The 20,890-nt window shown below is 67.4% G+C and carries 19 protein-coding genes; 8 read left to right on the top strand and 11 right to left on the bottom strand.

Annotated features, from left to right (window positions below; translation table 11 throughout):
• Positions 1 to 25 precede the first annotated feature (25 nt).
• Genes ACSFBL_RS17640 through ACSFBL_RS17625 form a run of 4 tightly spaced genes read left to right on the top strand, consistent with a single transcriptional unit; the run spans position 26 to position 5,194 of the window.
• Positions 26 to 1,840: an FAD-dependent oxidoreductase gene (locus ACSFBL_RS17640; RefSeq protein ID WP_435517091.1), complete on the top strand. Its 1,815-nt coding sequence runs from the start codon at positions 26 to 28 to the stop codon at positions 1,838 to 1,840.
• The gene (locus ACSFBL_RS17635; protein ID WP_435517090.1) at positions 1,837 to 3,660 is read left to right on the top strand and encodes a 2-oxoacid:acceptor oxidoreductase subunit alpha; all 1,824 of its coding nucleotides are present in this window, start codon (positions 1,837 to 1,839) and stop codon (positions 3,658 to 3,660) included. Before ACSFBL_RS17640 ends, ACSFBL_RS17635 begins: the two co-directional genes overlap by 4 nt.
• Positions 3,657 to 4,712, top strand: coding sequence for a 2-oxoacid:ferredoxin oxidoreductase subunit beta (locus tag ACSFBL_RS17630; protein WP_435517089.1), 1,056 nt, complete (start codon positions 3,657 to 3,659; stop codon positions 4,710 to 4,712). The genes ACSFBL_RS17635 and ACSFBL_RS17630 overlap by 4 nt, the downstream gene beginning before the upstream one ends.
• A gap of 44 nt (positions 4,713 to 4,756) precedes the next feature.
• On the top strand, positions 4,757 to 5,194 hold the full coding sequence (locus ACSFBL_RS17625) for a CBS domain-containing protein (RefSeq protein WP_435517088.1): 438 nt from the start codon (positions 4,757 to 4,759) through the stop codon (positions 5,192 to 5,194).
• Here ACSFBL_RS17625 and ACSFBL_RS17620 read toward each other — a convergent pair.
• Positions 5,163 to 6,095: a helix-turn-helix domain-containing protein gene (locus tag ACSFBL_RS17620; protein WP_435517087.1), complete on the bottom strand. Its 933-nt coding sequence runs from the start codon at positions 6,093 to 6,095 to the stop codon at positions 5,163 to 5,165. The genes ACSFBL_RS17625 and ACSFBL_RS17620 overlap by 32 nt on opposite strands.
• 102 nt (positions 6,096 to 6,197) lie before the next feature.
• Between ACSFBL_RS17620 and ACSFBL_RS17615 the strand changes: the two genes are divergently transcribed.
• The 4 genes from ACSFBL_RS17615 (at position 6,198) to ACSFBL_RS17600 (ending at position 9,801) form a co-directional block, all read left to right on the top strand.
• Complete coding sequence (locus ACSFBL_RS17615) at positions 6,198 to 6,764, top strand: hypothetical protein (RefSeq protein WP_435517086.1); 567 nt, start codon at positions 6,198 to 6,200, stop codon at positions 6,762 to 6,764.
• 139 nt (positions 6,765 to 6,903) lie between these two features.
• Positions 6,904 to 8,382 carry a patatin-like phospholipase family protein gene (locus ACSFBL_RS17610; RefSeq protein WP_435517085.1) on the top strand — a complete coding sequence of 493 codons (1,479 nt, stop codon included), beginning with the start codon at positions 6,904 to 6,906 and terminating at the stop codon, positions 8,380 to 8,382.
• Between the two features lie 133 nt (positions 8,383 to 8,515).
• Entirely contained in the window at positions 8,516 to 9,283 is a 768-nt protein-coding gene (locus ACSFBL_RS17605; protein WP_435517084.1) for a DUF2092 domain-containing protein, read from the top strand.
• 11 nt (positions 9,284 to 9,294) lie between these two features.
• On the top strand, positions 9,295 to 9,801 hold the full coding sequence (locus tag ACSFBL_RS17600; RefSeq protein WP_435517083.1) for a hypothetical protein: 507 nt from the start codon (positions 9,295 to 9,297) through the stop codon (positions 9,799 to 9,801).
• 33 nt (positions 9,802 to 9,834) lie between these two features.
• Here the strand turns inward: ACSFBL_RS17600 and ACSFBL_RS17595 are convergent, their stop codons facing one another.
• The 10 genes from ACSFBL_RS17595 to ACSFBL_RS17550 form a co-directional block, all read right to left on the bottom strand.
• Complete coding sequence (locus tag ACSFBL_RS17595) at positions 9,835 to 10,659, bottom strand: c-type cytochrome (protein ID WP_435517082.1); 825 nt, start codon at positions 10,657 to 10,659, stop codon at positions 9,835 to 9,837.
• The gene (locus ACSFBL_RS17590) at positions 10,656 to 12,254 is read right to left on the bottom strand and encodes a cbb3-type cytochrome c oxidase subunit I (RefSeq protein ID WP_435517376.1); all 1,599 of its coding nucleotides are present in this window, start codon (positions 12,252 to 12,254) and stop codon (positions 10,656 to 10,658) included. Before ACSFBL_RS17590 ends, ACSFBL_RS17595 begins: the two co-directional genes overlap by 4 nt.
• A gap of 7 nt (positions 12,255 to 12,261) precedes the next feature.
• Complete coding sequence (locus ACSFBL_RS17585; RefSeq protein WP_435517081.1) at positions 12,262 to 12,834, bottom strand: cupredoxin domain-containing protein; 573 nt, start codon at positions 12,832 to 12,834, stop codon at positions 12,262 to 12,264.
• Positions 12,831 to 13,025, bottom strand: coding sequence for a hypothetical protein (locus tag ACSFBL_RS17580; RefSeq protein ID WP_435517080.1), 195 nt, complete (start codon positions 13,023 to 13,025; stop codon positions 12,831 to 12,833). The genes ACSFBL_RS17585 and ACSFBL_RS17580 overlap by 4 nt, the downstream gene beginning before the upstream one ends.
• Before the next feature lie 14 nt (positions 13,026 to 13,039).
• Positions 13,040 to 14,329 (bottom strand): c-type cytochrome, encoded by a 1,290-nt coding sequence (locus ACSFBL_RS17575; RefSeq protein WP_435517079.1) that lies wholly within the window; start codon positions 14,327 to 14,329, stop codon positions 13,040 to 13,042.
• 7 nt (positions 14,330 to 14,336) lie between these two features.
• On the bottom strand, positions 14,337 to 15,005 hold the full coding sequence (locus ACSFBL_RS17570; RefSeq protein ID WP_435517375.1) for a c-type cytochrome: 669 nt from the start codon (positions 15,003 to 15,005) through the stop codon (positions 14,337 to 14,339).
• A gap of 163 nt (positions 15,006 to 15,168) precedes the next feature.
• Positions 15,169 to 17,268 (bottom strand): site-2 protease family protein, encoded by a 2,100-nt coding sequence (locus ACSFBL_RS17565; RefSeq protein WP_435517078.1) that lies wholly within the window; start codon positions 17,266 to 17,268, stop codon positions 15,169 to 15,171.
• On the bottom strand, positions 17,265 to 18,608 hold the full coding sequence (locus tag ACSFBL_RS17560) for an efflux RND transporter periplasmic adaptor subunit (protein ID WP_435517077.1): 1,344 nt from the start codon (positions 18,606 to 18,608) through the stop codon (positions 17,265 to 17,267). The genes ACSFBL_RS17565 and ACSFBL_RS17560 overlap by 4 nt, the downstream gene beginning before the upstream one ends.
• Positions 18,601 to 19,377: an efflux RND transporter periplasmic adaptor subunit gene (locus ACSFBL_RS17555; protein ID WP_435517076.1), complete on the bottom strand. Its 777-nt coding sequence runs from the start codon at positions 19,375 to 19,377 to the stop codon at positions 18,601 to 18,603. The genes ACSFBL_RS17560 and ACSFBL_RS17555 overlap by 8 nt, the downstream gene beginning before the upstream one ends.
• Positions 19,358 to 20,887: a TolC family protein gene (locus ACSFBL_RS17550; protein WP_435517075.1), complete on the bottom strand. Its 1,530-nt coding sequence runs from the start codon at positions 20,885 to 20,887 to the stop codon at positions 19,358 to 19,360. The genes ACSFBL_RS17555 and ACSFBL_RS17550 overlap by 20 nt, the downstream gene beginning before the upstream one ends.
• Positions 20,888 to 20,890: the final 3 nt, after the last annotated feature.

The raw sequence follows: 20,890 nt of genomic DNA, 5'->3' as shown, positions 1-20,890 counted from the left end.
GCGGGCAGCAGCCAGGAGACAAGCCTTGCAGCGAACCGATATCGCCAATCCGGCCTACTTCCACAAGGTCGTGGATTGCCAGTACGCCTGTCCGGCGCACACCCCCGTTCCCGAGTACATCCGATTGATCGCGCAGCGCCGCTACGGCGACGCCTACATGGTCAACTGGGTCTCGAACGTCTTCCCCGGCATCCTCGGGCGCACCTGCGACCGGCCCTGCGAGCCCGCATGCCGGCGCGGGCGGGTCGAGGAGAGCAACGCCAAGGATCCCGAGCCGGTGGCGATCTGCCGGCTCAAGCGCGTGGCCGCCGACATGAAGGAGGACGTGCGTTCGCGCATGCCGACCGTCGCGCCGAGGAACGGCCGGCGCATCGCCTGCATCGGCGCGGGGCCCGCCTCGCTCACCGTCGCGCGCGATTTGGCGCCGCTGGGCTACGAGGTCACGGTGTTCGATGGCGAGGCGAAGGCCGGCGGCTTCATCCGCACGCAGATCCCGCGCTTCCGGCTGCCGGAGTCGGTGATCGACGAGGAGACGGGCTACATCCTGGACCTCGGCGTCGAGTTCCGCAGCGGCGAGCGCATCGAATCCATGAAGGCGCTGATGGCGCAGGGCTGGGACGCGATCTTCGTCGGCTGCGGTGCGCCGCGCGGGCGCGACCTCGATGTGCCGGGCCGGCAGGAGGCCGCGGCCAGCATCCACATCGGCATCGACTGGCTCAACTCGGTCTCGTTCGGCCATGTGACCCGCATCGGCCGTCGCGTCATCGTGCTGGGCGGCGGCAACACCGCGATGGACTGCTGCCGCTCGGCGCGCCGTCTGGGCGGCACCGACGTGAAGGTCATCGTGCGCAGCGGCTTCGAGGAGATGAAGGCCTCGCCCTGGGAAAAGGAAGACGCGCAGCACGAAGGCATCCCCATCATCAACTTCCACGTGCCCAAGGCCTTCGTCCACGAGAGCGGCAGGCTGACGGGCATGCGCTTCGAGATCGTCCGCGCGGAGTACGACGCGCAAGGCCGTCGCTCGCTGGTGCCGACGGGCGAGGAGGATGCGTTTTTCGAATGCGACGAGGTGCTGGTGGCCGTGGGGCAGGAAAACGCCTTTCCGTGGATCGAGCGCGATTGCGGCATCGACTTCGACAAGTGGGGCCTGCCGAAGCTGGACGCGACCAGCTTCCAGTCCTCGGTGCCGAACGTGTTCTTCGGCGGCGATGCGGCCTTCGGTCCCAAGAACATCATCACGGCCGTGGCGCACGGGCATGAAGCGGCGGTGTCGATCGACCAGTTGCTCCACGACGATCCGGTGCATGCGCGACCGCCGCCGATGACCAACCTCGTGTCGCAGAAGATGGGCATCCACGAGTGGAGCTATGACAACGACACCTCCAACGACCTTCGCTACAAGGTGCCCTGGGCCAAGGCCGAGAAGGCGCTGGCGAGCATCCGCGTCGAGGTCGAACTCGGCTTCGATGCCGCCACCGCCTTCAAGGAGGCCGAGCGCTGCCTGAACTGCGACGTGCAGACCGTGTTCACCGAGACGGCTTGCATCGAATGCGACGCCTGCGTGGACATCTGCCCGATGGACTGCATCAGCTTCACCGAGAACGCCGACGAACCGGCGTTGCGTGCCCGCCTGAAGGCGCCGGCGCTCAACCTGGCGCAGGACCTCTACGTCTCCGGCGGGCTGAAGACCGGCCGCGTGATGGTCAAGGACGAGGACGTCTGCCTGCACTGCGGCTTGTGCGCGGAGCGCTGCCCCACGGGTGCCTGGGACATGCAGAAGTTCCTGCTCAAGATGACGCCGGCCGGAACGCGCGTCAAGGCAGAGGAGGTCGCGGCATGAAGACGCCCCGGATCGAAGCCGTCAACGACTTCGTCATCAAGTTCGCCAACGTGAACGGCTCCGGCTCGGCCTCGGCCAACGAGCTGTTCGCCAAGGCCATCCTGCGCATGGGCGTGCCGGTGAGTCCGCGCAACATCTTCCCGAGCAACATCCAGGGCCTGCCGACCTGGTACGAGGTGCGCGTGACCGAGAGCGGCCATCTCGGCCGGCGTGGCGGCACCGACATGATGGTCGCGATGAACCCGCAGACCTGGGACGCCGACCTGGCCGAACTGGAGCCCGGCGGCTACCTGTTCTACGACAGCACGCGGCCGCTCCCGCCCTCGAAGTTCCGCGACGACATCCGCGTCATCGGCATGCCGCTGACCGAGATCTGCAATGCGGTCTATCACGACCCGCGGCAGCGCCAGCTCTTCAAGAACATCGTCTACGTGGGCGCGCTCGCGATCCTGCTGGGCATCGAGCCGGAAGTGGTCGAGAAGCTCTTCGGCGAGCAGTACAAGGGCAAGGAGAAGCTGCTGGCCTCCAACGTGCAGGCGCTGCACCTCGGCTGCGACTTCGCGCGCGAGAACCTGCGAGAAGCCGTGGGGCTGAAAGTGCGGCGCGCCGATCGGGTGGGCGACCGCATCTTCGTCGACGGCAACAGCGCCGTCGCGCTCGGTTGCGTGTACGGCGGCGCGACGGTCGCGGCCTGGTATCCGATCACGCCCTCGTCGTCGGTGGCCGAGGCCTTCCAGAAGTACTGCGCGAAGTTCCGCGTCGATCCGTCCACCGGCCAGAACCGCTATGCCATCGTGCAGGCGGAGGACGAGATCGCTTCCATCGGCATGGTGGTCGGCGCCGGATGGAACGGTGCGCGCGCATTCACCGCGACCTCCGGGCCGGGCGTCTCGCTGATGACGGAATTCATCGGGCTGGCCTACTTCGCGGAGATTCCCGTCACGCTCGTCAACGTGCAGCGGGGCGGTCCTTCCACCGGCATGCCCACGCGCACGCAGCAGGCCGACATCCTGTCCTGCGCCTACGCATCGCACGGCGACACCAAGCACGTGCTGTTGTTTCCCGAGGATCCGCACGAATGCTTCGAGCACGCCGCGGCGGCGCTCGACCTGGCGGACCGACTGCAGACGCCGGTCTTCCTCATGACCGATCTCGACATCGGCATGAACCAGCGTCTGTGCAAGCCTTTCGCGTGGGACGACAGCCGCGTCTACGACCGCGGCAAGGTCATGACGGCCGAGGAACTGGAGGCCGGCAAAGACTTCGGCCGCTACAAGGACGTGGATGGCGATGGCATCCCCTGGCGCACGCTGCCCGGCACGCACCCGAGCAAGGGCAGCTTCTTCACGCGGGGCACGACGCGCGACCCCTATGCGCGGTACTCCGAGCGCGGGCCCGACTACATCTACAACGTCGAGCGGCTGCTGAAGAAGTTCGCGACGGCGGCCACGCTGGTGCCGCGGCCGGTGCTGCGGCCCGCCGCCGTAAAGACCGGGCTCGGCGTGATCCACTTCGGCTCGACCAGCCCGGCCATGCACGAGGCGCTGGAGACGCTGGAGGCCGACGGCATCCACCTCGACGCGATGCGACTGCGCGCCTTCCCCTTCCCGCAGAGCGTGCCGGACTTCATCGCGCAGCACGAGCGCGTGTTCGTGGTCGAGCAGAACCGCGATGCCCAGATGCGCAGCCTGCTGGTCAACGAGCTGGGCATCGATCCGGCCCGGCTGGTGCCGGTGCTCCATTTCGACGGCACGCCCATCACGGCGCGCTTCATCGCGGAGGCCATCAGCCGCACGATCGAGACCGAGGAACTCGCATGACCTATCTCGCCAAGCCCCGCCTGCACCACCCGACGCTGGCCACCAACAAGGTCGGCTACACGCGGCGCGACTACGAGGGCAAGATCTCCACGCTGTGCGCCGGCTGCGGCCACGACTCGATCTCCGCCGCGATCATCGAGGCCTGCTGGGAACTGGACATCGAGCCGCACCGCGTCGCCAAGCTCTCGGGCATCGGCTGCAGCTCCAAGACGCCGGACTACTTCCTCGGCGCCTCGCACGGCTTCAACACGGTGCACGGCCGCATGCCCAGCGTGCTGACGGGCGCCAACCTGGCCAACCGCGACCTGCTGTACCTCGGCGTTTCCGGCGACGGCGATTCGGCCTCCATCGGCCTGGGCCAGTTCGCGCACGCCATGCGGCGCGGCGTGCGCATGGCCTACATCGTCGAGAACAACGGCGTCTACGGCCTGACCAAGGGCCAGTTCTCAGCCACGGCCGACCAGGGTTCGAAGAGCAAGAAAGGCGTGGTCAACACCGACAGCCCCGTCGACCTCGTGGCGATGGCGCTGCAGCTCGGCGCCAGCTACGTGGGCCGCGGCTTCTCGGGCAACAAGGCGCAACTGGTGCCGCTCATCAAGGGCGCGATCAGCCACGGCGGCGCCGCGTTCATCGACGTGATCAGTCCGTGCATCGCCTTCAACAACCACCCCGGCAGCACGAAGAGTTACGACTACGTGCGCGAACACAACGAGGCGGTCAGCCGCATCGACTTCATCAGCGGCCGCGAGGAAATCGCCGTGGACATGGCGCCGGGCGAAGTGCTCGACGTCCGCCAGCACGACGGCACGCTGCTGCGGCTGCGCAGCCTGCACCCGGACTACAACCCTGGCGACCGCTACGCCGCCATGGCCCACATGCAAAGGCATCAGGAGATGGGCGAGATCGTGACGGGGCTGCTCTACGTCGACCCGCTGGCGACCGACCTGCACACCGCGCTCAACACCAGCGACCGCCCGCTCAACGCGCTGGGACCCGACCAGCTCTGTCCAGGCGCGAAAGCCCTGCAGCGGCTCAACGACGCCTTGCGCTGAGCGCCGGCAAAGGGCACCATTGCCGATTCTTCGGGGGACGGAACATGGCCGAACGCACTGTCTTTCAGTCCATCTCGCGCAAACACGTCACCAGCCTGGGCCCACGGGCGAGCGTGCGCGACGCCGCCTGCGTGATGACGCGTGCCAATTGCGGCAGCGTGCTCATCATGGAGCCGCCGGACATCCTGCTGGGCATCCTGACCGAGCGCGACCTGATGACGCGCGTCCTGGCACGGGGCCTCGACCCCGAACGCACCACGGCGCGCGAGGTCATGACCCCCAATCCGATCTGCGTGCCGCCGGAGACGCCGGTCTCCGACGCAGTTGTGCTGATGCTGGAGCGGGGCTTTCGCCATCTGCCGCTGGTCGCGGGCAAGAAGATCCTCGGCGTGTTCTCGGTGCGCGATGCGCTGCCGAGGGAACTGGGCACCGCGCTCAGCCAGACCGAGTTCAACGAGCAGGTGAACGACGTGCTGGGCTGAGCCGGGAACGCAAGGTCTGCGAGGGTAGTTCGCCGAACAGTGCCCTGTATTGCCCCGTGAAGTGCCCCAGGTGCGTGAACCCGCATCTCATCGCTGCCTGGGCGACACTGATGTCGCCGGGCCCCGTCGAAAGCAGCAGCCGTCGCGCCGCATCCAGCCGCACGCAGCGGAGGTAGTGCACCGCCGTCGTGTCCGAGACCTGCCTGAAGCTGTTCTGCAGCGTGCGGCGGCTGGTCCGGAGGCGAGCGCAAAGGGCCTCGATGCCGGGAGGCTCATCGGTACTGCGGGCGACGATCTGATGGCACTGCGCCACGACATAGCTGGCGGACGCGCTTCCGACGGACTGGGGCGCGCCGGTCGCGTGCTCGGCAAGGTCCGCGATCGACTGGAAGATGGCTTGCGAGGCGATCGGCGCCCGGAATGCGCCCAGCGCCTGGCGTCGCAAGCGCCGCAGGTACGGCAGGGGCGCCTGCATGTGCGAACGTGACAGGAGGGCGCGTGCAGCTGGCGACAGCGGTCTTTCGTCGAGCAGGCGCAGGAACTCGTCGGCTTCGAAGGTCACCGCCAGCAGTTCCATGTCCCTGGGTCGCTGCAGCGAGAACTCCTCGCCGCCGCGAAGAACGAAGAGCGTGTCGGCGCGTACTTCACGCCCCTGCATTCGCGGTGTTCCGGCGGCTGCGCCGTTGAGAACGGCAAAGCAGATCTTTCCCTTGGGAAGGCAACCCTGCTGGACGACGCGCTCGCTCATCCACTTGCGAAAGACGTGCAGGCTGCCGGCGGTGACTTCAGCGAGCGAACTGCGCATCGCGCCCCGCGTCATCTGCGCGTAGCGCTGGTTCCACTCCGGCGCCGACGCACCGTGCAGGTGGAAGTCGTGGAACACGCTCAGCTTGTAGGTCATGCGGATGCTCGCTCGATTTGCCGATTTCGGATAGCCGCGGATCGTGTGCCTGCCCATACTGGCTCGCGAACCCTCTTCAGCAGGATACCGAGCGGACCGATCATGAATGTCGAACAGACCAAGAACGCCCTTGTCGGCGAATGGGTGAGCATCGCCCCGGAGATCCGACCCAGCGCCCTCAAGAATCCGGACGGCGCCTTGAAACCGTTCTACCTGAAGCGTGACTTCAAGTATCTGGACGGCGATCGTTTCGAGTTGACTGTCGTGAATTCGGCGGACCCGTATGGCGCCGTGCCCATCGCACGGATCGTCATCCGGGGCCACATGGCGTGGCGCGGGCCGCATCCCATTGCGGAAGGGGCGCAGAAGGTCGACTTCCTGGCGGACGAAGGCTACGAGGTGACGCCGCTGGTCCAGGGCTTCGCCGACCTCCTCAACCAGGTGGCGGGCAAAGGCTTTGCCAAGTGGGAGGTGAACGGCACGCAGAGCATCTTCGGCAAGGCGTTCCCGCCCTTCGGCCTGGTCGAGGGCGAGAACTTCATGGAGGTCGACCTGGTGTACCTGAGCCGTGACATGCTGTTCTGGGGCGCGCGGAACATCGACGGCCGGGGATTCGACAAGGAAGAGAACAGGCCCACCAACCTCCAGATCCCGCTCGTGCGCAAATAGGGCGGGGGGTGACTTGCCCCAAAGGGCAAGACCCCGTGTCCCTCGGTGCAATGGAGCAAAGACGAGTTCGCCCGTTAAGCTGGCGCGTTAGTTGCTGCCGTCGAAAGCGGTGCAACGGGAGCCCGCGAGGTGAATGTTCATGAGCTTGTCTTCGGCATCGTCCCGGCGTCGTAGCCGTGCCTGGGTGGCGGCTTGCGCAGCCGTGCTGCTGGCCGGCTGCAACTCCATGGCGCCGATCAATCCGCCGATCGATCACGTCGACCTGGACGGCGGCTACCGCGTGGGCAACCTGCTCAAGCGCCGGCACTCGGTGTCGAACGACAACAAGACGCTGTTCGTCCTGACCTTTTCCGGGGGCGGCACGCGCGCTGCCGCGTTTTCCTACGGTGTGCTGGAGGAACTGCGACGGACCAACGTCATGGTCAATGGCAGCCCGCGCAACCTGCTCTCCGAAGTGGACCTGGTGACCGGCGTGTCCGGCGGCAGCTTCACGGCGCTGGCCTATGCGCTTTACGGCGACAAGCTCTTCACCGAGTACGAGTCGCGCTTTCTCAAGCGCGATGTGCAAGGCGCGCTCACCTCCCGCACGCTGAATCCCACCAACTGGTTCAAGCTGGCGAGTGCGGACTACGGCCGGTCGGAGCTCGCGGCCGACTACTACGACGAGATCCTCTTCAACGGGGCGACCTTCGACGACCTGCTCACCCGGCAGACGCCTGCAACGGGAGTGACCGGCACCGACCTCTCGACCGGCGCGCGCTTCCAGTTCTCGCAGGACCACTTCGACCTGCTCTGTTCCGACCTCGGCAAGGTGCGGCTGGCGCGGGCGGCCGCCACTTCGTCGGCGGTGCCGGTGGTGCTGTCCCCCGTGACCTACCGGAACTACGGCGGCCATTGCGGCGCCGTGATGCCCGCCTGGGTCAAGGACGTCACCGACCCCGTAGCCCAGGCACGACCCTCCGGCCGCGCGCTGCTGCGCTACCGCGACATGCAGGCTTTCGAGGACAGCGCGAACCGGCCCTACCTGCACGTCGTCGATGGCGGCGTCGCGGACAACCTCGGCCTCCGTGGCGTGATCGAGGCGCTCGAAGAGGTGGAGGCGAGCCCGGCCTTCCAGAAGGAGATCGATTTCAGGAACCTGCGACGCATCGTGGTGGTGGTGGTCAATTCCCGGTCGGCGCCGGCCACCAACTGGGATCGCAGCCCGCGCGCGCCCGGCATCGTGAGCCAGGCCCTGCAATCGTCGAGCGTGCCGATCGATCACTTTTCCTACGAGTCGGTCGAACTGCTGAAGGACATCGCCCAGCGCTGGGCCGATGCGCGGCGTTTCGAGATCGCCGACAAGCGGCTCGGCGGCATGTCCAAGGCGCAGGCCGAGGCCGACGTGCCCGACCTTCGCTTCGATGCGATCGACGTGAGCTTCGACTCGATCACGGACCCGAAGGAGCGCCGCTATTTCATGGACCTGCCGACCAGCTTCGTGCTGTCGAACGAAGAGGTCGACAAGCTTCGCGCGCTCGCGGGGAGGCTATTGCGCGAGGCGCCCGGCTACCGCGAGCTGATCGACTCGGTGGAAGGGCCGGCGACGCCCGCGCAGCGCGCGGCGCGGCAACAGTAGCAGGTGCGACGGGCGGCAGGACGCCGCAAAGATACGAATCGAATCGTCTCTGCACCAAAGTGCCATAGCGACATCCGGTCGCGCGTCGTAGTCTGGTTCCCGAACGCGCCGACCCGCTCTCCAGGAGATCGCCTTGACACACAAACTGCTCGCTGCCGCCCTGCTGGGGCTGTCACTCGCCGCGCCCGGTATCCATGCGCAAAACAACCCGGCGCCCGCCGCGGCGACGGAGAGCCCGGTCAATCCCGCATCGGTCCAGGCGCTCAAGGACATGGGGACCTTCCTGCAGTCGCTCAAGCGCTTTCACGTGTCCACGGAATTGACCGGCGAGGTCGTTCTCGCGGACGGCCAGAAGCTGCAGCACTCGGCCCACGCCGACATGGATGTCCAGCGCCCGAACAAGCTGCGCGCCCGCATGTTCACCGCCCGCAACGAGCGCATCGTCGTCTTCGACGGCCAGCGGGCGACGCTCTATCTCCCGTCGCAGAAGTACTACTCGACGGTCGATTTCAACGGCAACGTCGATGAACTGGTCCAGAAGCTGGAGGCCAGGTACCGCGTCGAGGTTCCGTTGAGCGACCTCTTCCTGTGGGGCACGCCGGCCGCGCCGCTCGACAAGCTCGAATCCGCCATGAACGCCGGTCAGGACTTCATCGGCAACGACCTGTGCGACCACTTCGCCTTCCGCCAGGGAAGCTACGACTGGCAGATCTGGATCTCGACCGGCGGCAAGCCGCTGCCGCGCAAGCTCGTGATCACCAATCGGGCCGACGACGCGCGGCCGCAGTCGGTGTCGCTCATCGAGTGGAACCTGAATCCGACCTTCAAGGACGACGTCTTCCGCTTCACGCCGCCCCAGGGCGCGAAGGCGGCCGAACTTCGTTCGCTCGAAGCAAAGTAAGGGGCAACGAAATGAACAACACATTCAACAAGCTGCTCGTGCTGCCGATCGCCGCGCTCTTCGTGGCCGGCATCGCCCTGACACCCGATGCGATGGCAAGGCCGGGAGGGGGTGGTATGGGCGGGGGCGGCGGTGGTGGAGCGCGCGCCGGTGGCGGCGGAATGCACGCTGGCGGCGGTGGCGCGAACCGGCAGGTCAACAACGTCAACCGCGACGTTCGTGCCAACAACGTGCGCAACACCAGCGTCAACAACATCAACGCGAACGTGAACCGCAACGTGAACGTGAACGTCAACAACACCCGCGGCGGCTGGGACAACGACTACCACCCGGTCGCGACCGCCGCGGCCATTACGGCCGGGGTCGCGGTGACGGCCGCGGTCGTCGGCTCGATGGTGAACACTGTTCCTGCCGGCTGTGTGCCGGTGAACTATGGCGGACTCATCTACCAGCAGTGCGGCACCGTGTGGTACCAGCCGCAGGGTTCGCAGTACGTCGTGGTCAATCAGCCGTATTGATCTTCGCGGGAGGCACTCTCGCTGCGGCATCGGTCAGCGGCTGGCAGTCGTCGCCGGCTCCCGCCGCGCGTAGAACTCCGCCACGCTGTCGAGCTCCTGCGGCGTGAGCGGACGCACCATGTTGCGCATCTGCCCGAAGCTGTCGTTGCGCCGGGCGCCGGATGCGAACGCTTTCAGTTCCTTCAGCAGGTATTCCTTAGGCATGCCTTCCAGCCACGGCGCGCCGATCTTGTGGTCGATGCCGCCGTGGCACGAGACGCAGGGAACGATGTTGCGCAGCGGATCGCCGACGCGCACCAGCGCAGGCGCATCCGGTTCGCCTGCCTGCACGATGGCCGCGCGCGCCTTGGGCAGCGAGTCGTAGTAGGCGGCGATGTCCGCGATGTCCCTGTCCGACAGCCTTTGCGCGAGCGTCTGCATGATGGCGCTGGTGCGATCGCCGCGCTTGTAGTCGTGCAGTTGCTTGATGACGACTTCCGGATACTGCCCGGCCAGATTCGGCGCATTCGCTTCGCTCATGCCCTGGGCGCCGTGGCACATGCTGCACTGCTGGACCGCGATGGTGGCGCCCCGGCCGATCGCGGCACCCCCGCCCGCGCGTGCCATGTCGCTGGTCAGCACGACCTGGGTCGTCCCTTTTCCCGCACCGGGCCACTTGCCTTGCAGGGACCATTCGCTCGGCACGCCCGCGGCGCGGCAGATGCTGTCCCAGACGCCCTTGGCCGTGAAGTCGCCCTGCTGCGAGGGCAGCCAGATGAAGCCGGCGAGCACGGCCACCACCGTCATTCCGCCGACGCCGAGCAGGCTCCAGCGAAACCAGCCGTTGCGCCACGAGTACAGGCGAGCTTCCTGCATCATCGACCCCCGATGGGAATGGCAGGCACCGAGGTCTCCTTCAGCGATGCCAGCTGGGCGATCGGAAAGCCGTAGTTCACGAGCGTGAGCGCGATCATCAACGCGAGCCACAGTCCGAAGCTGTTCAGCGCGACCGGCGTGGTCGTCGGCATGTGCACCGGCGTGCTGAAGGTGAAGGGCGCCGGTTGCACATCGGTCTTCTTCGCGCGCGCCAGGATGAAGACGAAGAGCAGGGCCGAGATCACCAGCATCAGCCCGCCGAGAGAACCGGCGATCAAGGTCCAGCCCTGGCCCGCCAGCGCCGGGTTGGAGAAATCGAAGTACGCCATGCGCCGCGGCATGCCCAGCAGTCCGACCCAGTGCCAGGGCATTGTCATCACCATCATGCCGATGAACCACAGCCACAGTTGCGTCCTGACGAGTCCTCCAGGCAGTGGCCTGCAGCCTGTCAGTTGCGGCCAGAGGTCGTAGGCCACCATGAAATACATGATGACGATGGCGCCCGCGAAGATGAGATGGAAATGCCCCGTCACCCACTGCGTGTTGTGGATGGTCTCGTTGAGCTGGAAGCTCATGTTGATGAGGCCGCCCGCGCCGCCCAGGCCCAGCATGACGAAGGAGAAGGTGACGGCCAGCATCATCGGGTTGTCCCACGGCAGTGCCTTGACCCATCCGAAGAGGCCCTTGCCGCCGCGCAGCCGCGCCGCGATCTCGACCGACGCGACGATGGTGAACACCGTCAGGAAGGTCGGCACCGCCACCATCGCGGTGAACACCGAGTGCAGGAACTTGATGCCGAAGCCTACCTGCGGATCCGCGAAGAGATGGTGGATGCCGATCGGCATCGAGAAGACGAGGAACAGCACGAAGGCGACGCGCCCCATCGTGTCGCTGTAGAGGCGCCCGCCGATGGCGCGCGGCACGATCGTGTAGAACGCGATGTAGCTCGGCATGAGCCAGAAGTACACGATGGCGTGCAGCGTCCACGAGAAGAACACGCGCGACAGGCCGGCGTCGATGGTGTCCTTGAAGCCGAGCGCCACTGGCAGGATCAGGAAGAGGATCTCGATCGCCGCGCCCACCGAGGTCCATGCCCACAGATAGGCGCCGGCCACGTTGCCGAACATCGCCAGCGGCACGGCCTTGCCCGCGTTGTCCTTCTTCCAGGCCCACAGGTTGATGCCCATGAGTGCCACCCACACCCACGAGCCGACCACCACCAGCACGACGCCCAGGTAGTAGAACGCGCTCCCGATCATCGGCGGGTAGAAGGTATAGAGCACGGAGGCGCGGCCCATCGCGATCGGCGTGGCCGCCATCACCGTGCCCACGATCACCGTCCAGAAGCCGATCCACGCCCAGCGCATGCCGAGAAGGGGTCGCTTCAACGCCAGTTCGCTGATCGCATAGCCGAAGCCCATCGCGACCAGCGTCGGAAACACGTAGCCCATCACCGTGCCGTGGCCGGTCACCGAGCGGTAGTAGTGCTCCGGATCACCGATCCAGGCGCTGAGCGGGCTGCGCACGAACATCTGCCATTCGCCGAGCACGATGGCGACCGCGAAGGCCGCGAAGGCGACCCAGAAGTGCGCGAGCACGAGTCGTCTAGCGAGAAACACAGTGCATCCTTTCTCCGCCCTTCGCCTTGGCGAGGAACTCGTCGGCAGGCAGCACCTGCACGCGCCCCCACATGGCCTCGTGCCCCGTGCCGCAGTACTCGTGACAGGGCATCAGGCGCTCGCCGGCCTTGTCGAAGCGGGTAGTGAAAGTGGCGATGAAGCCGGGAACCAGCATCACGTTCGCGTTGGTCTTGTCGACGACGAAGCCGTGGACGGCATCGGTGCTGGTCGCGCGAAACGTCACCGGCATGCCGGCCGGCACCACCAGGCATTGCGGCTCGAACGAATACTGCTGCGCGACGAGTCGAACCGTCACCTTGCCGTCCGCGCCGAGCGTCGTGCCCAGGTTGTCCTCGACGAACTCGCCCGAAACATGGAGCGTGCGCGGGTCGATCGTTTCCACGCGCGACGGCGGCATCGACGCCCAGTGCAGGCTGGTGAAGATCATCGTCGCCAGCAGCAGCACGACGATGAGCACGACGATGACGGCCCAGCGCCGCTCGGCCGCGTCGGCGACGGCCACCGAGGCGTGCGCGGCATCGGCGCCCGTCGGCGTCACTGGACGACTCCCCGCGGAAGGAATGCGAAGAAGTAGAAGATGAACAGCATCGCGATGACGAGGAAGGTGGCGACACCGACTACCGCGAACGTGCCTGCGGGGCCGCGGCGCACGATCTCCTCGATGCGCGCGTCGTCGTGCGCGGGATCCGATGCACTCGCAGCCGTCGAATCGTCGTCACGCGTTGCCATGGTGCGGCCTCGTCCTATTCCGGAATGATCTTGCGCAGATCGCTGACCTGCGCGGGCGCGACCGGGGTTCCGCTGTTCTCCCAGGCGACGCGGATGTAGGTGACGACAGCCGCCACTTCCTCGTCGTCGAGGATGTGCGAGAAGGGCGGCATGCCATGCGGCCTCGGGTTCTTCATCGTCCCGGGCGCGTAGCCGCCGTTCAGCACCATGCGGATCGAGTTGACCGGCGACGACATCGTGATCGACTGGTTGCTCGCCAGCGGCGGGTAGCTCGGCGGAAAGCCCTTGCCCTCGTCGCCGTGGCACATGAAGCATTGCTTCGCGTAGGTCTTGCGACCGAGCTCCATGACGTTCGGGCTCACCAGCCGCGCGCTGCTGGTCGGCGGGGGTTCCGAGTCGCGCTGAGGCAGTTCCTTGAGGTACACCGCCATCGCCTCGACGTCTTCGTCGCTCAGGTATTGAAGGCTGTTGTAGACCACTTCGGCCATCGGCCCGTACACCGTGGCCCGGTGCGAGACGCCGACCTGCAACAGGTCCTTGATGTCCTTGATGCTCCAGTTGCCGAGCCCGGCCTCGCGATTCGATGTCAGCGAGGGCGCATACCAGTTCTGGTTGGGGATCATCCCGCCTTCGAACTCCTGCGAGGTCTTGGAGCCGCCGAGCCGGTTGATGGCCGTGTGGCACATCGCGCAATGGCCCAGGCCCTCGACCAGGTAGGCGCCGCGATTCCACTGCGTCGACTTGCTCTTGTCCGGCACGTACTCGCCCTGCTTGAAGTAGAGCGTGCGCCAGCCGATCAGCAGGTCACGCTGGTTGAACGGGAAGTTCAGTTCGTGTGGCCGGTTCTTCAGGGCCACGGGCGGCACCGACATCAGGTAGGCATAGATGGCGTCCGAGTCCTCGCGCGTCACCTTGGTGTACGACGCGAAAGGCATCGCCGGATACAGCAGGGAGCCGTCCCTCGACACGCCGTTGTGCAACATCCGGTAGAAGTCGTCGGGGGTCCATTTGCCGATCCCGGTGTCGTCGTCGGGCGTGATGTTGGGCGCGTAGAGATTGCCGAAAGGCGTGGGCATCGGCCGCCCGCCCGCGAACTGCTTGTCGCCGGGGTTCGAGTGGCAGGCCACGCAATCGCCGGCGCGCGCGAGGTATTCGCCCTTCCTGATCATCTGCGTGGTCGCGTCCATCGGGACCGCGCCGGGGGTCACCGGCAGGTAGCCGGGCATGAAGATCGCGAGCGCGCCCGCGACCACGACCGCCGCGACCACCACGGTGACGAGGACGATGCGCGTGCCTTTCCTCATGGCGTCCTCATGGCATGGGCTTCTGGCTGCCGCACGAGATCGGCATGGCCTGGAGGTTGGCCTTCGCGGGCGATGGATCGGCGGGCGCGTCCTGCGCGGCCAGCCAGGTGGCCACTGCATGCACATCGGTCTCCGTGAGGCGATCGGCAATGCGCTTCATGCAGTCGGGTGGTGCTGCCTGCCGACCGCCGGTGCGCCAGCGCGTGAGCTGCGCCACGATGTACGACGCGCGCAGGCCGGCCAGTCCGGGAATGCCGGGCTCCATGCCGGTGAGGCCCGCGCCGTGGCAGGCGATGCAGGCCGGCAACTGCTTGCTCGCATCGCCCGTAGTCGCCAGTGTCGACCCGCGCGCAACCACTTCGGGCGCGGCTCCGATCGGTTGCTTGGCCTCGAAGGCCGGTCGCTGCTTCGCGAAGTACTCGGCGATCTCGCGCAGGTAGGCATCGGGCAGGTACGCGATGAGGTAGTTCATCGGCGGGTACTCGCGCCTGCCGTCGCGGAAGGCGACGAGCTGGTTGTAGAGATAGGCGGCGGGCTTGCCGGCGATGCGCGGGAAGTAGGCGTTGCTCGTCCCCTGGCCGCTCTGGCCGTGGCAGGTCACGCAACCCTGCATGCGCGCTTCCATCGAATCGACCGACTTGAAGGCGGGGATCGCCGAGTCCTGCGCGCGGGCCATGCCCGCTGTCACGAACACGCACACCGCAGCCAACCCGATGGAAGCGTACTTCCGGCAGACCGCGTAATGAGCGTCGGCAACCATTCGGCGCTTTTATACGTCGCCTGCGCCGGCGTCAATCAGCCTGAAGGGGAAGGCGCGACCCGTCCCGGGTGGCCGGCCATCAGAACCCGCTCTCCCGCAGCACGACGGCAAACAGCCGGGTGAACCCATCGGCCAGAAGGCTGCGCCGCGCGGCCTCGATCTGCAGATGGCCGCGGGTTTCCTTCAGCCCTGGCACGGGCTCGTCGAGCTGCACCAGCACGTGGAACAACGCGGGCGCCGGCACCAGCGCCTCGCCATGCGGCACGGTGGTCAGCGGTCCGCCGAAGCGCGACGCCAGCATCGGATGCTCCAACTGATTCACGCGCGTGGTGGCGATGGCGATCACGCGCCCGCCGATCGGCCTGGGCTGGCCTTCGGGATAGAAGCGCACACGGCCGCCGACGCTCAGGCGCTGCACCTCCTCCTGCTTGACGTAGGCATCGACCTGCCAGCGCGCGGGATCGACGAGCACGCCGATCAGCTCGCGGCTGCCGATCCACTGGCCGCTGTTCCATTCGGGGTTGACGTCCAGCCACTCGCCGGCGAAGGGCGCCTGCAAATTCAGCCGGGCCATCTCCGTGCGGGCGGCGCGCACCTGCTCGAACTGCGCGATGAGCCGCTGGCGGGTGGCGGCTTCCTGCGCCAGCCCCGAGGGGTCTGCCAGCAGGCCGGCCAGTCGCTCCTGGTAGCCGCGGATGCTGGCTTCGTTGCCCTGGCTGCGCGCGGCGATGTCGGGCTCGTCGAGCACCGCGAGCGTGTCGCCGGGCCGCACCACGCCGGCCGCATGGATCCGCTGGATCAGGGACGGGTAGGGCGCATACACCCGGAGCTGCTGTTCGGCGCGGGCCACGCCCCGCGAATGGATCTGCGTGCGCCATGGCACGGCCAGCACCAGCACGATGGCGGCGAGCACCATCCCCAGCACGATGCGCCGCCCGCGCACGACGTCCTTGCGCCGCGCCCACCAGTGCTTCAGCTCGCGCCACACCGGCATGACGATGAACCACGAGATCTCGACCGCGAAGAGCACGATGCCCAGCAGCTTGAAGAAGAACAGGTAGACCGCCACCGCGATGCCGAGGAACAACACCAGCCGGTAGAGCCAGGTCACGACCGCGAAGGCGACGAGCATCCGCCGGCGCGCGGGGCTGAAAGGCTCGGGCCAGGCTTCGTCGAGACCGAGCACAGAGCGCCGCAGCGTCACGCGGGCCAGCGCCGACGAACGCTCATGGAGGTTCGGGAAGTCCAGCAGGTCCGACAGGATGAAGTAGCCATCGAAGCGCATGAACGGGCTCGCGTTCAATGCGAGCGAGAGCACCCAGCTCGTGGTTGCGAGGTAGAGCAGCGCATTGCGCAGCGGACCCGGATCGCACAGCGCCCAGCCGAGCGTCGAGAGACCGGCCAATCCGAGTTCGGTGAGGATCCCCGCGGACGCGATCGCGAGACGCTGGCGCGAACTGCGCAGCTTCCAGCTCTCGCCGGTGTCGGTGTAGAGCATCGGCCACATCACCACGAAGGCGATGCCCATGTGCGCCACGCGCAGGCCGAGCCGCGTGGCGACCAGCGCATGGCCGAGCTCGTGCAGCGTCTTCGCGACGATCAGGGCCAGCGCGAAGCTGAGCAAGCCTTCGGTGGAGAAGGACTCGACGACGTCCGTGGCAAAGGTGTCCCACTGGTGCAGCACAAGCACGATGCCCAGCGCGCCCAGGAGAATGACGAGCCACGCAGTCACTGGATTGAACAGCCAGCCCAGGTGCCGCGCGATGCGCGCGAGATGCACTTGCGGGCGAAGCAGCGGAATGCGGAAGAAGAGGTAGTGATGCAGCCACCAGCGCCAGCTCGTCCACGCGTTGCCCCGGCTTCGACCCTGCAAGCGGGCAACGGCTTCGGGGCCGGGGCGCAGCAACTGGTGTTGCTCCAGGAAGCGGCGGAAGTCCAGCACCTGGCGTGCATCGGGCTTCAGCGCGGTCTGCTCGGCGATCTGCTCGCTGATGCGTCGCGGCGACTGGCCCCAGCGCAGCAGGCATTCGAATTCGAGCCAGCCGATGCGATAGAAGCGGTTCACCACCGTGTCCTGGATCACCCATGCGGGATTGCCGCGCGGGTCGGGGCCGGCCTCGCTGAGCCGCAGGTCCTCGCGCAAGGGCGGGGTGGGTTGCTCGGCGAGGTCGTCGTTCACAGGCCGGTCCATGCGCGCACGGCGGCCAGCGGCCGGCGCAGGAGGTAGTAGCCGAGGATCACGCGCTCGCCGTAGAGCTTGGCCGTGCCGTGCAGACCGAGCCGGGCATGCGGCGGCGCATCCTCGATGCTCGCGAGCAGGCGGTACGAAGACACGCCTTCCTCGCTGGGCTTGGCCTGGTAGCTGGTCTCCAGGATCTGCCCGTGCAGCGGGTCGAGCGGGTAGGCGGTGAGAAACAGCGTGACCTTGGCGCCGGGCTCCAGCGCGATGGCATCGGCCACGGGCAGCTGCACCCGCATCGCGGGCTGCGACGGATCGGCCACATGCAGGATGCGCTCGCCGGTGACCACCGGTTTGCCGAGCCAGTCGTTCGGGTCGCTGAACACGGCGACGCCCGCGCGCGGCGACAGCACCTGCGTGCGCTTGAGCTGCGTCTCGACGGCGGCCAGCTCCGCGCGCTTCTGGCGGGCATGCGCACCGAGCAGGGTCAGTTCGTTCTTGCTCTGCGGGTTGTCGAATGCGCGCTGGCTCGCGGCCATCAGTTCGGCATCGGCCACCGCAACTTCCTTGCCGAGCACTTCCGAGCGGCTGCGCAGCGTGGTCTCGTCCAGCGAGAAGAGCGGCGTGCCGATCTCCACCGCCTGGTTGGGCCGCACCTGCATGCGCTCGATCACGCCGTCGATCGGCGAGCTGATGACCTGCGCGTTCAGCGACACGACCTCGGCCGGTGCCAGCACCGTCTGCCGCACCGGCCACAGCATCAGCGCGGCGAGCACCACGAGCACGGCCAGCGCCTGTCGCCGCTTCGGCCGCCAGCGCGGCAGGCGACGCCGGGCGACAAAGGCGGACCACGCATGCGCCCAGGTCTGCCAGACGCCTTGCAGCAGCGGCTGGAGCTGTTCGGACGGCGGATGCTCCAGCAGATAGAGCAGCACGCCCAGGCGCCTGCCGTCGCGGTCGTGCAGCGGAATGCACCACAGGCCGGCGGGCCACCACTCGGCCCAGCCCTCGGCGATGTCGGCGGGCGGATGGACGGCGTCGCGACCCAGCCAGCGCGGCTTGTCGTCTTCGAGCTGCGTCGAGAGCCAGCGCGATGCGCGGCGCAGCCACACGAGGTAGGGCGAGTCCTCGCTCGGCCTGGCAAGACCGGAGACGCACAGCAGCTCCAGCCGGTCGCCCTGCTGCGCCAGCACCAGCGCCTGCCGGAAGCGCAGCAGCGGATGGAGGTCGTTGGCCATCGAGAAGGCCAGCGCATCGAGTGACGGCGCTGCCAGCGCCCGATCGCGCAGCGCATTGAGGCTCAGCAGGAGCTGCGCGGCGGGCGGGGGACGTTCAGTCACGGTCCGTGGGGAACCGGGCGATGCCGCTCATCCCCGGGATGAGCTCCGGATGCTCGCTGTCGAGGCGGGCCTCGAGCTCGACCGTCTGCGCGACCGCATCGACGCGCGCATTGATCGCACTCACCTGCGCCGGGTAGCTCTTGCCCGTCTCGTGGATGGTGACGACCAGCGGCGCACCCGGCTTGAGCCGCGCCAGCAGCGTGGACGGCACGTTGAGCCGCACCTTCAGCGCGCCGTCGCTGACCAGGTCGAACAACGGCGTGCCGGCGCTGACGGTCTGGTGGGGCTTGGCCAGCACCTTGGCGATGCGTCCGCTGAAGGGCGCGCGCACCTGGCAGTAGCCGCTCTGCGTGCGCGCGAGCGTGAGCGCGCCCTCGGTCTTGTCGACCTCGGTGGTGGCCATCAGCACTTCGAGGTCGCCCGCCGCGTTGAGCTTCTGCAGGTTGCGCTTGGCATCGAGGTTCTGCCGCGCCATGTTGAGTTCGGCGGCGGCGACTTTCACGCGCGCCTGCGTCTCGGTGCAGACGAACTGCGCCAGCAGCGCGTTCTTCGCCACCTTCTGGCCCAGCTCCACCTGCAGGTCGCTCAGGGTGCCGTTCATCTGGCTGGACAGCGTGGTCTCCAGGCGCGACGCCAGCAGCACGCGGATCGCGCCCGGGTCGTCCATGGCGGTGTTCGGCTTGCGCGGCGGGTCCGCGGCCCAGGCCAGCGGCATCGACAGCGCCAGCGCGACGGCGAGGAGGGCGCGATCAGCGCGGGGTCGTCGCATCGGACTTCTCCTCGCTGCTCGCCAGCAGGCCGCGCTGGCCGTTGACGGTGCGTTCGATCTCCTTCGCGACGGTCTGCACGTCGTTCTTTTCGAGCGCCTCGGGGAGCACGTCGAAGCCGACCGAGTTGTACAGGCGGCCCTGCGCGGCCTGCGCGTTCGAATAGGCCGCCTCGCGCTGGTAGCGCGACAGCAGCAGCCGGCCTTCGGCCCGGATCAGTTCCAGCTCGGTGCCGACCGAGGCGGTGCGCGCGGACTGCGCGTATTCGAGCAGCCGCCGGTCCACGCGCAGGCTCTCGTCGGCGAACTCGACTTCCTGACGCGAGAGCTGGTAGCGCAGGTAGCCGACGCGGACCTGCGTCAGCACCGCCATCGACAGCGCCACGCGCCGCGCCTCGGCGGTCTGGTCCTGGCTCTGCTGGGCGGCATTCAACGAAGGAAGCTGCAGCAGCTTCAGCAGGTTGAAGGAGATCGTCGCTGCGCCGGCGTTCCAGGTGTTGTTGAAGAGAAAGATGTTCGAGTCATAGAAGCGGCCGTAGTTGAGCGTGACGTTCGGCCACAACTGCGCCTTGGCGATCTTGATGTCGTAGTCGTCCACGCGCGCGCGATACCACTCCTCCATGATCTCGGGGCGGGTCTCCAGCGAAAGCTGTTCGAGGCGGTCGACGTCCTTCGTGACCTCCGGCAAGGCCGGCTCGGGCGTGTCGGCCAGCACCATGCGCGAACCGGGCGGCAGCGACATCAGCGCCGCGAGTTCGGCCTGCGAGAACTCCAGGTCCTGGCGCCGCACGGTGAGCAGGTAGACCGAATCGAGCAGGGCGCGCTGGTAGGCGAGGATGTCCTGGCGCGGCAGCAGGCCCTTGGTCTCCGCCTCGCGCGCGGCTTCCAGCGCCTTGTGCGTGCGCGCCAGGAGGCCGTCGACCTCCGGCAGCAGGCGCTGCGCGCCCAGCGCGCGCCAGTAGGCATTGCGCACGTCCTGCAGCACGTTCTGCGCGACCTTGCGGCGGCGTTCGTTCGCCATCAGGATCTGGTCGGCCTTCTGCTGCGTGCGGTAGTACGCCATGCCGAAGTCGAGCAGGCTCCAGCTCAGGCCCAGGCCGTAGAGGTCGCGATCGCGCTGCTCGGAGGTGGATGCGCGCAGGCTCACCTGCCGGTCCTCGATGCCGATCGAGGTGCCGCCCGAGTCGTTGTTGCGGCCCACGTAGCCGGCGGACGCCACCAGGCGCGGCAGCATCTCGTAGCTGGCGACATCGCGCAGGTTGGCCGCCAATGCGCCTTCCATCAGCTTCAGGCGGTAGTCGAGGTTGTACTTGAGCGCACGCGCCGCCGCTTCGTAGAAGGTGATCGGGACGGTGACCGGCTCCTGGTCTGCATACATGCGCACCTTGTCGCTGGACACCCGCTTGCGCAGCTCTTCCTGCGTGTACGGGGTGGGTTCGAGGGCGCCGCATGCACTCAGCACCAGCACCGATCCCAGGGTTGCGCTCAGCAGCTTGGAGGAATGACCGGCCATGTT

Origin of the sequence: Variovorax glacialis (assembly GCF_051216375.1) — a bacterium.
In the GTDB taxonomy this organism is placed as follows: domain Bacteria; phylum Pseudomonadota; class Gammaproteobacteria; order Burkholderiales; family Burkholderiaceae_C; genus Variovorax.
Note: the sequence above shows the minus strand (reverse complement) of the source record. Positions and strands in the feature narration are given on the sequence as shown.

Coding starts and splice junctions, on each gene's coding strand:
- ACSFBL_RS17610 (WP_435517085.1), top strand. CDS start 6,904: ATGAGCTTGTCTTCGGCATCGTCCCGGCGTCGTAGCCGTGCCTGGGTG.
- ACSFBL_RS17550 (WP_435517075.1), bottom strand. CDS start 20,887: ATGGCCGGTCATTCCTCCAAGCTGCTGAGCGCAACCCTGGGATCGGTG.
- ACSFBL_RS17570 (WP_435517375.1), bottom strand. CDS start 15,005: ATGGCCCGCGCGCAGGACTCGGCGATCCCCGCCTTCAAGTCGGTCGAT.
- ACSFBL_RS17615 (WP_435517086.1), top strand. CDS start 6,198: ATGAATGTCGAACAGACCAAGAACGCCCTTGTCGGCGAATGGGTGAGC.
- ACSFBL_RS17555 (WP_435517076.1), bottom strand. CDS start 19,377: ATGCGACGACCCCGCGCTGATCGCGCCCTCCTCGCCGTCGCGCTGGCG.
- ACSFBL_RS17635 (WP_435517090.1), top strand. CDS start 1,837: ATGAAGACGCCCCGGATCGAAGCCGTCAACGACTTCGTCATCAAGTTC.
- ACSFBL_RS17625 (WP_435517088.1), top strand. CDS start 4,757: ATGGCCGAACGCACTGTCTTTCAGTCCATCTCGCGCAAACACGTCACC.
- ACSFBL_RS17575 (WP_435517079.1), bottom strand. CDS start 14,329: ATGAGGAAAGGCACGCGCATCGTCCTCGTCACCGTGGTGGTCGCGGCG.
- ACSFBL_RS17630 (WP_435517089.1), top strand. CDS start 3,657: ATGACCTATCTCGCCAAGCCCCGCCTGCACCACCCGACGCTGGCCACC.
- ACSFBL_RS17595 (WP_435517082.1), bottom strand. CDS start 10,659: ATGATGCAGGAAGCTCGCCTGTACTCGTGGCGCAACGGCTGGTTTCGC.
- ACSFBL_RS17580 (WP_435517080.1), bottom strand. CDS start 13,025: ATGGCAACGCGTGACGACGATTCGACGGCTGCGAGTGCATCGGATCCC.
- ACSFBL_RS17600 (WP_435517083.1), top strand. CDS start 9,295: ATGAACAACACATTCAACAAGCTGCTCGTGCTGCCGATCGCCGCGCTC.
- ACSFBL_RS17620 (WP_435517087.1), bottom strand. CDS start 6,095: ATGACCTACAAGCTGAGCGTGTTCCACGACTTCCACCTGCACGGTGCG.